This is a genomic window from Acetobacter pomorum (assembly GCF_002738225.1).
GTDB lineage: Bacteria > Pseudomonadota > Alphaproteobacteria > Acetobacterales > Acetobacteraceae > Acetobacter > Acetobacter pomorum.
In genome coordinates, this window is the sequence record NZ_PEBQ01000003.1 from 128,085 (window position 1) to 136,913 (window position 8,829).

Below are 8,829 nucleotides of genomic sequence, written 5' to 3' on the forward strand. Positions count from 1 at the left end.
ATTAGTCCCGCACACGCTCAATTTGTGCGCCACAGGCGGCCAGTTTGCGTTCCACAGCCTCATATCCACGGTCTAGGTGATACACGCGGCTGAGGATGGTTTCCCCATGCGCGGCAAGCCCAGCCAGAATGAGCGAGAAAGATGCGCGCAAATCTGTTGCCATAACAGGTGCGCCAGAAAGGCTGTGCACGCCGCGAATAATGGCGGAAGACCCATGCACGTTAATGCGTGCGCCCATGCGGTTAAGCTCCGGCACATGCATGAAACGGTTTTCAAAAATGGTTTCCGTAATCATGGAAGCCCCTTCGGCCACAGAAAGCAGCGCCATAAACTGGGCCTGCATATCTGTGGGGAAGCCGGGGTAGGGTTCTGTCATAATATCAATGCCACGCAGCGCACCGGTGCGGCGCACGCGCATGGCGTTGCCTTCCTGCGTCACTTCCACGCCGGTTTCTTCCAGCGCACGCACCACAGCACCCAGATGGTCCACATGCCCATCAATCAGGCGCAGGTCACCGCCGGTAATGGCGGCGGCGCAGGCATAAGTGCCACATTCAATACGGTCTGGCATAATGCGGTGCTCGGCACCGTGCAGGGCTTCCACACCATCAATGGTAATGGTGCCGGTGCCTGCGCCAGAAATACGTGCGCCCATGGCGTTCAGGCAGTTGGCCAGATCCACCATTTCCGGCTCACGCGCGGCATTCACAATTTCCGTGCGCCCTTTGGCAAGGGTGGCGGCCATCATGATGTTTTCTGTGGCCCCAACGGAGGCAAACGGCAGAATAACGCGCTCGCCCTTCAGCCCCTTGGGCGCGCGGGCATGAATGTAACCGTTTTCCAGCGTAATTTCCGCGCCCAGAGTTTCCAGCCCCTTCAGGTGCATATCCACCGGGCGCGTGCCAATGGCGCATCCGCCGGGCAGGGAAACGCGTGCCTCGTGGCAGCGGGCCAGCAGCGGACCCAGCACCAGAATGGAAGCGCGCATTTTGGAAACAATGTCATACGGTGCTTCGGTGTTGGTAATGTCCCCACCGACGGAAATGGTGGAGCCATCGCCATTCACGTCTTTCACTTCCAGCCCATGCTGCTGGAGCAGCGCGCGCATGGTGCCAATATCGGCAATGCGCGGCACGTTGGAAAGAACAAGCCGTTCAGATGTCAGCAGCCCGGCCACCAGCAGTTTCAGGCCCGCGTTTTTGGCGCCGCCAATGGTAATTTCGCCGTGCAGGGGGCGTCCGCCCCGGATGATGAAACGATCCATAATCTCTCTTACATCCGCGGGGTGGCAACGCCACGCTGGCCCATATATTTGCCAGACCGATCTGCGTAGCTGACTTCACACGGGCTATCCCCCTTGAAGAACAGGAACTGGCAGATGCCCTCATTGGCGTAAATGCGCGCGGGCAGGGGCGTGGTGTTGCTGATCTCGATTGTCACCTGTCCTTCCCATTCCGGTTCCAGAGGGGTGACGTTGACGATAATGCCGCACCGCGCATAGGTGGATTTGCCCAAGCACACTACCAGTACATCACGCGGGATACGGAAGTATTCAATCGTATGGGCCAGCACAAAGCTGTTGGGCGGAATAATGCACACATCGGCCCGGCGGGAAACAAAGCCATCGGGGCTGAAATTCTTGGGGTCTACAATGGCGTTGTTTACATCCGTAAAAATGCGGAAATCATCCGCCACACGGGCATCATATCCGTAGGAGGAAAGACCGTAGGAAATAACGCCTTCGCGCTTCTGGTTTTCCACAAACGGTTCAATCATGCCGTGGTCCTGTGCCATCTGGCGGATCCATGTATCTGGCATCACGGGCATGTCTTGTCTTCTCCGGTAGGGTGGCGGTCTTGTGCGCCGGGTTCAGAACTGGTGGGAGTGGCAGGATCTGTCTGGTCCTGCCGTGTGCGTGCCTGTTCCTTGCGGCGGCGCAAATTGGCACGCAGCGCCGCAGCCTGTCGGGCCATGCGCTCGGCTCGGGCAGCTTCTGCCCTAGAGGTCAGGCGGGGGCCGGAAGATGTGTTTTTGGGCGTATCAGTCATGCCGGTATGCAGCAGGCCAGTCGCGTAGGTTGAACGTTCGACAGGCTGACTAGCATAGGCAGCCCGCCCTGACTAGGGCAGACTGCCATACGGGTAAGTAAAACCTTTAAAGGTTGGCAATAACCTTAAGGCCCATCATGCCCGCGTTGCGGATTTTGTGTGTTTCACCAGGGTGAATCATGTACTGGAACTCTGGCTGCACCAGCAGGCCAGGCAGAGCATCAATACCGTAATAGGCCTCAATCACATCAGACGAATGCTGCACGCCATATACTCCGCTGGGCAGGCCGTATCCGCCATCCAGTGCCAGTTGCTCGCTTTGCCGCCGCCGGTTGCTGACCTTGTACCATGAAAACATCATGCCCAGACGGTCTGTCATGCGGGAGGGAATCACTCCCACAAGAGAAATGCCGCCATAAAGCTGGTCCGATACATTCACGGCGCGCGGGGTGACATGAATGTAACCGCCCATCAGGTAGCCACCGGCCATCATGTTACGGCCACCAAGGCGATACACCATCTGGTCCGCTTCCAGCCAGAACATGTCAGACGGGGCGGAGCGTGCACCGGGCACCTGTGCTGCAACAGCACTAGGCAGGGCAGAGCCAATTTTATCGGCATAGCGCGTGGTGTCATGCGCATAGCCCAACACATAGTGCCCCGGCAGACGGTTGCGGGTTAAAAAGGGCTGCCACGTAAATTCGATGGGCAGGGAAATACCGGTGGCGTGTTCTGCGCCCCATGCCCAGCCGGAGGGATTCTCGTTCAGCGCGCCAACCGAATACGCGCCAATCTGAATGGCCGTATCCCATGTGGGGCGGAAGCGGATACGCGCACCCCATGTGGCTTTTGGATACACGCTCATGCCCGGATTCTGTTTGATGGCCACAGGTGCGGAACAGGTGACCATGAACGAGCAGAGCAGAGGCGATGTTGCAAACACATGGGTGAGCGACATACGCCCGAAAATGACATCCAGCGTGTTGTTGCGGAATTTCTTTTCGGCATACAGGTCCACCAGATGGGCCACCACGTTGCCAGAAAGAGAATACACTTCCTGCAAGCCAACGTAGGATTCGCCCACACGCGGGCCCTGAATGGCCTTACCTGCACGTTCCATCACCAGTGTATGCACAGACCACCCGCCCAAACTGGGGTTCATTTTGCCCAGATCGAAAATGGCCTGAAGAGTGAGCTCATGCACGTAGCTGGTGCCTTTTTCCCCCGGTCGGCCACCGGCAAACAGGCCGTTGGCTTCACCCTTGTAAGTAAAGGAAAAGGTAAAGCCTTTTTCACGCAGCCGGTTTCGGAATGATGAAAGCTGCGGAATAAGCGCGCCAGACCCCGCTGTGGGCACGTAGTACGGATCATTCAAATCCGTATCCCGCAGCGCATCCAGGCTGGGGGGCAACATGCGGGAGGGGCCTTCTGTGGGCAGAATGGAATCCAGCTCCACCTTATGAAAGGCCGAGGCATCGCCCGATGGCCCCACAGGCTGCACGCTCATGGTGGCCATACCGGGAAACGGCAGAACGGGTACACCGCTGGGTGGAATAGGCGTGTTGGGTGGCCGGCGAATGGCGTTGAGATCCGGGCCGAGGGATTCTGCATCCAACGGGCGGGCCGCCTTTGCCGGAGCCGCATGCACTTTGCTGTTGCCCGGCGCAATAATGGCATCGGATACAGGTGCTACGGCGGGTTGGGCCGTAAGAGGAGATGTGGCAGTACTTTGCGCCTGTGCTGTTTTGTACGTACCAACGGACAATGCAACAGCCGCGCAACCTGCAAACACTGCAGAAAAGGCGCCAGAAAATGTACGCCCTGGGATGTCATGCTCCGCTTTGAGGCGGCATGTTTTAAAAAAAGTCATTCCGCTTCCCGCAAAAATCATGAGTGTCGGAAATTGTTGACCACAATGCTGATAAGGAAAAAGCTCCGCAGAGCTTGCCTGTCTGTTTAAAGCAGCATGGTGGGCCAGCGCGCATAGGTGGACAATTCACCTTTTAGCGCAAAGGCAGCGGATGAACGCAAAGCGCGAAAGCTTAAGGTGCAAGACATGGGACCAACCATTATTGTTGTTTTTGGTTATTGGCCCCTCATCACAAACAGAAGCGTTCTGTGTGGTCAAGCTGAAATTTGTAATAATATTTCCTAAAAAACTATAAAGATGAAATAAAAGCCAATATTATTATGTATGCCTTGTTATAACGGTAATTTTGCAACAGGTGGCACATTGTCCTGCGGCATTACCAGATCCTGCCAGCCACACAATTGCGCATGGGCATGTTCCAGCCCGGCCCGAAAGCCGGGAGAACACAAAGCTTTGAATTCGGCTTCCTGCTCATAAGTGGGCATTAGCCTTTTCAGCAGGGCATTTTTGTGTGTGGCAGGGTGAAAATAGATTTCAGAAACACCTTCAGGCAGATGCGCGGCCAGTGCTGATACACGGTCTGTTGTCATGTGGCCGCTCCATGCCAGCCCAAAGCACCAGTCATTTGTTTTCATGCCCGCAGAATGAACCTGATGGCGCAAAAGGCTTGTCCAGCGGCGCAGGGCGGCATCCCCCAGCGTATCTGTGTAAGTGCCTGCGGCATAAAGGGGTTCGGGCGGTTCCAGCGGCACGCGCACGGCATTAAGCCCGTAGCGTTTGCCAATGGTAACCAGCAGATGCCCCACCGTAGGGTGCAGGTGCATGTGTTTGTGGGCGTTTGCGTGGTCCAGCCGCAGGCCAGTGCGGCGGAAGGCTTCAAACTGGGCGGTAATTTCGGCTTCCAGTTCGCGTCGGCCTTCGGGGCGGAAGAAGTAATCTACCCCCAACCCGAATTGTGAGGAGGAAAACCAGCCATCGGGCTGGGTAATCAGCGGCAGGCTGGTATGGGGCAGCACCGCAGGGCCTTCTATCACCACAAGGTGCAGGCCAACATTTAGGGTAGGCAGGCGCTTGGCGCGCTCTATGGCATCATCCACCGCTTCCCCCGCAACCATCAGGCTGGCGGTTGAAAGCAGGCCATTGCGATGGGCAAGTTCGATTGCCTCATTCACTTCAACTGACATGCCGAAATCATCGGCAGAGATAATGGCGCGTTTCATAACAGAACCCCTGATCTTGCTTCCGCTGTATCTAGCACTGGCAGGGGGCGTATGTCATGGGCGGAGGTGTGTTTCACCCCCGCCCATAAGGCATGCGTGGCTTACGCAGCGTCCTTGCGGTTTTTGAGGAACTGGAAGAATTCCACACCTTCACGCAGGCGGCGCTTCATCATCTGCGGAGAGCGCACCATTTCACCCAGAATGGAAGCAATCTTGGGCGCGCGGAAATAGAACTTCTTGTAGAAGTCTTCCACACTGCTGAAGATTTCTGTGTGAGATAGGTGCGGGTAATGCAGCGGTGCAATCTGCACGCCGTTATCATCCAGCAGTTCTGCGTTGTTTGCATCCAGCCAGCCGTTTTCCGTTGCCTGCTTGTGCAGTGCTGTGCCCGGATACGGCGCGGCAAGAGAAACCTGCAACGTGTGCGGGTTGATTTCCTGCGCGAAGCGGATGGTTTCCTGAATGGTTTCCTTGGTTTCACCCGGCAGACCCAGAATAAAGGTGCCGTGGATTTTAATGCCAAGTTCGTGGCAGTTCTTGGTGAACTCACGCGCCACTTCAACGCGCATACCCTTCTTGATGTTATGAAGGATCTGCTGGTTGCCGCTTTCATACCCCACCAGAAGCAGGCGCAGGCCGTTGTCACGCAGCACTTTCAGCGTATCGCGCGGCACATTGGCTTTTGCGTTGCAAGACCATGTAACACCCAGCTTGCCCAGCTCACGCGCAATGGCTTCTGCACGTGGCAGGTCATCGGTGAAAGTGTCATCGTCAAAGAAGAACTCTTTCACCTGTGGGAAGTACTGTTTGGCCAGACGGATTTCAGCCGCAACGTGCTGCGGGCTGCGTGTGCGGTAACGGTGGCCACCCACTGTTTGCGGCCACAGGCAGAACGTGCAGCGAGATTTACAGCCACGGCCCGTATAGATGGAAATGTAGGGGTGCATGAGGTAGCCGATAAAGTAGTCCTCAATGCGCAGGTCCCGCTTGTACACTTCGGTTACGAAGGGCAGGCTGTCCATGTCTTCAATCATGGCGCGGTCACGGTTGGCAATAATTTCGCCATCCTTGTTGCGCCACGTAATGCCGTCTACGTCCTTGAAGTCACGGCCATCGGCAATGTCCTTGATTGTGTAATCAAATTCATTACGGGCCACAAAATCAATCGGCGCGCCTTTCAGCAGGCTTTCTTCTGGCTGCACGGCAACCTTTGCGCCCACCATCCCGATCTTCAGGTTCGGGTTCACGTCTTTGAGCATCTGCGCCACCTGCACATCCTTGGCGAAGGATGGGGTGGAGGTGTGCAGAACCACCAGGTCACGGTTTTTTACGTCTTCCAGAATCGGTTCCATACCCATGCCTGCCGGCGGGGCATCAATCAGGCGGCTGCCTTCAACCAGTGCTGCGGGCTGGGCCAGCCATGTCGGATACCAGAAGGACTTGATTTCGCGCCGTGCCTGATAGCGCGAGCCTGCACCACCATCAAAACCGTCAAAAGTCGGGGGTTGCAGGAAAAGTGTTCTCATCGTCATCGGTTTTTATCCTGACAAGGGCGTGAAGCTGTTGGAGCCGGCAAAAAAGCGGTCTGCAAGGCTTCCATGGTCATTTAGCTGAGGGATTTACTCTGGGCTGTAAGGAGAAGGCAAGTTTTGCGTGCACCGGGCTTACTGTCTGGCGGAAAGACCACCAGATGAAGGTGGGCCAACCGGGTGCGGGGCCACATGCATGGTCTGCCCCCGCCAATGCACTTCCGTGCCGCTGGCGCTGCCCACCATAATGGCGGCGGAAAGCCAGTCTCGCGCAGGCAAAAGCAAAAGTGGCCATAGCGGGCGTGAGCCTACGGTGCGGTCTATCATAAACGCAGTCAGGCAGCGAAAGCCCCATACGCCCCAGAAAAAAGGCAGTGTCCACGCGGCATGGGGCTGAAACAGCACCACAAGCGTTGCCCAGAACAGTGGAAGCTGGATTGAAGAAGCCGCATAGCCCGCCGGTGCAAGCGTGCAGACTGTGCGGCCCCATCTGAGCTCATGCTTCAGCAGTTCCGTAAAACTGGATTCGGCAATGGTGGTCCATGTCAGGCAGTCGGCAATGGTAATATCCATGCCCAACTGGCGCACAAGCCGGCCTAGCAGCGCATCGTCCGCCACATGGGGCAACAGGGCTTCCAGCCCACCAACCTGTTCCAGCGTTTCACGCCGCAGGGCCATGGTGGCGCCCAGACAATCCTGCCGCCCCAGATAGCGGGAGAGAATGACACCGGGCAGAAAATTGTGGTTGATCTGGCAGGCGGCCAGCATCTGCACCACGGTGCGCTTGGCAGGCAGGCCAGCATACAGGGTAGTAACCAACCCGGTGTTGGGTGTGTTCAACCCGGCCACGATATGTTGAAGATAATCCGGGCTGACATGAATATCAGAATCGGAAATAACAAGAATATCGTGCTTGGCCTGCGGCAGAATATTCATAAGGTTGCTGATCTTGCGGTTTAACCCGTGCAACACGGGGTTGACCACCAGATCCATATCCAGTTCCGGGTGGCGTTCCTGCAGGCGGCGCACAATGGCTATGGCCGGATCATCTGCATCGCGCACGCCAAACAGAATCTGAACTTGCGGGTAGTCCTGCGTGCAAAAGCTCTCCAGAGCTTCTTCCAGCAGGGGTTCAGAACCATAAAGTGGCTTTAAAACGGTAACAGGCGGTTGCGCTTTAAGGCCAACGGGCTTGTGCTCCTTGCGGCGGAAACGGGCCAGAAGGCCCGCCCCCAAAGCAGATTGCACGCAACCGGTAACAGCCAGCATTGCGCTGGCCGCAGCTAGAAACGGAAAGGCGGACATTACACCTCAACCGTTTTGTGGCCCTGCTGGGGCGCTGGTTTCTTTCCGCTGCGGCGCACGATGCTGCTTCTCGCTCTTAATCTTTGGAGTAACTCTGAACCTTGCGGTTCAGCACGTTGATCAAACCCTGCACACCGCCGGAGTTCAGCGTGGAGCTGAAGTCAGACCGCTGGGCAGCCGCCTGGCTGATGCGGGAATCGCTCAGCAGCACATCGGTAATTTTCCATGCACCACCTTCGTCATGCATAATGTAGCTTACCGCCGTGCCGGGCATGCTGTCATCAGACCCGATATGGGTTTCCACAATCTTGCCACCGCCAGCAGGCGCATCCGTGACAGAGGGAGAAACGGTGAAGCGTGCGCCAGAACCGGGCTTAAAGCTGGAGACATAGCGCGCAATGGTAAAGTTGCGGAAAGCTGCCAGCAGGTTCTGCTTGTCGCTCGGGCTCAGGCTATCGTAGCGCAGGCCAACAGAGGCCTTGAGCACGGCTTCAAGATCATAAGCCTGATCCACCGCGCCAGCGACTATCTGGCTGCGTTCGGCAAAGCTGCTGTGCGCGTTCTGAACCTGATCCAACGCTTTGTACAGCGACTGGATAGGCGCGCTTACGGCACTTGCCGGAGCAGACTGGGCAAAAGCTGCCGGAGCGGAAATGCCAGCGCCAGCAACCGGAAGAAGGGCCATGGTCATACCAAACACAAGGCCTGCACGAATAGAAAAGCGTTTCATGGCTTAAGATTTTGTCCCGGTTGCGCGGTTTGGCAAGGTGGCTTCAAGCATGTCACCGATGCCCAGCGCGCTTAGAGCGGTTCCGACGATGTGTGGTGCGGAGAGTCCGGCCTCGGCGTATTGGGCG

At 56.8% G+C, this 8,829-nt stretch carries 8 protein-coding genes; all 8 read right to left on the reverse strand.

The annotated features are described in order from the left end of the window. Window position 1: 1 nt before the first annotated feature. The gene (gene murA, locus CSR02_RS00955) at window positions 2-1,264 is read right to left on the reverse strand and encodes a UDP-N-acetylglucosamine 1-carboxyvinyltransferase (RefSeq protein ID WP_042787036.1); all 1,263 of its coding nucleotides are present in this window, start codon (window positions 1,262-1,264) and stop codon (window positions 2-4) included. A gap of 8 nt (window positions 1,265-1,272) precedes the next feature. Beyond that, window positions 1,273-1,827: a dCTP deaminase gene (dcd, locus tag CSR02_RS00960; RefSeq protein ID WP_099540176.1), complete on the reverse strand. Its 555-nt coding sequence runs from the start codon at window positions 1,825-1,827 to the stop codon at window positions 1,273-1,275. Next, complete coding sequence (locus tag CSR02_RS00965) at window positions 1,818-2,048, reverse strand: hypothetical protein (protein ID WP_042787034.1); 231 nt, start codon at window positions 2,046-2,048, stop codon at window positions 1,818-1,820. The genes dcd and CSR02_RS00965 overlap by 10 nt, the downstream gene beginning before the upstream one ends. Window positions 2,049-2,154: 106 nt before the next feature. Further along, on the reverse strand, window positions 2,155-3,918 hold the full coding sequence (locus CSR02_RS00970) for a carbohydrate porin (protein WP_052013511.1): 1,764 nt from the start codon (window positions 3,916-3,918) through the stop codon (window positions 2,155-2,157). Window positions 3,919-4,250: 332 nt separating this feature from the next. Then, window positions 4,251-5,138, reverse strand: coding sequence for a hopanoid biosynthesis-associated protein HpnK (hpnK, locus tag CSR02_RS00975; protein WP_099540178.1), 888 nt, complete (start codon window positions 5,136-5,138; stop codon window positions 4,251-4,253). A 101-nt stretch (window positions 5,139-5,239) separates the two neighbouring features. Then, entirely contained in the window at window positions 5,240-6,670 is a 1,431-nt protein-coding gene (gene hpnJ, locus CSR02_RS00980; protein ID WP_183172666.1) for a hopanoid biosynthesis associated radical SAM protein HpnJ, read from the reverse strand. Between the two features lie 132 nt (window positions 6,671-6,802). Continuing rightward, a complete protein-coding gene (hpnI, locus tag CSR02_RS00985) occupies window positions 6,803-7,972 on the reverse strand; it encodes a bacteriohopanetetrol glucosamine biosynthesis glycosyltransferase HpnI (RefSeq protein ID WP_042787030.1) in 1,170 nt (389 codons plus the stop codon). A gap of 76 nt (window positions 7,973-8,048) precedes the next feature. After that, the gene (locus CSR02_RS00990; protein ID WP_042787029.1) at window positions 8,049-8,702 is read right to left on the reverse strand and encodes an ABC transporter substrate-binding protein; all 654 of its coding nucleotides are present in this window, start codon (window positions 8,700-8,702) and stop codon (window positions 8,049-8,051) included. Window positions 8,703-8,829: the final 127 nt, after the last annotated feature.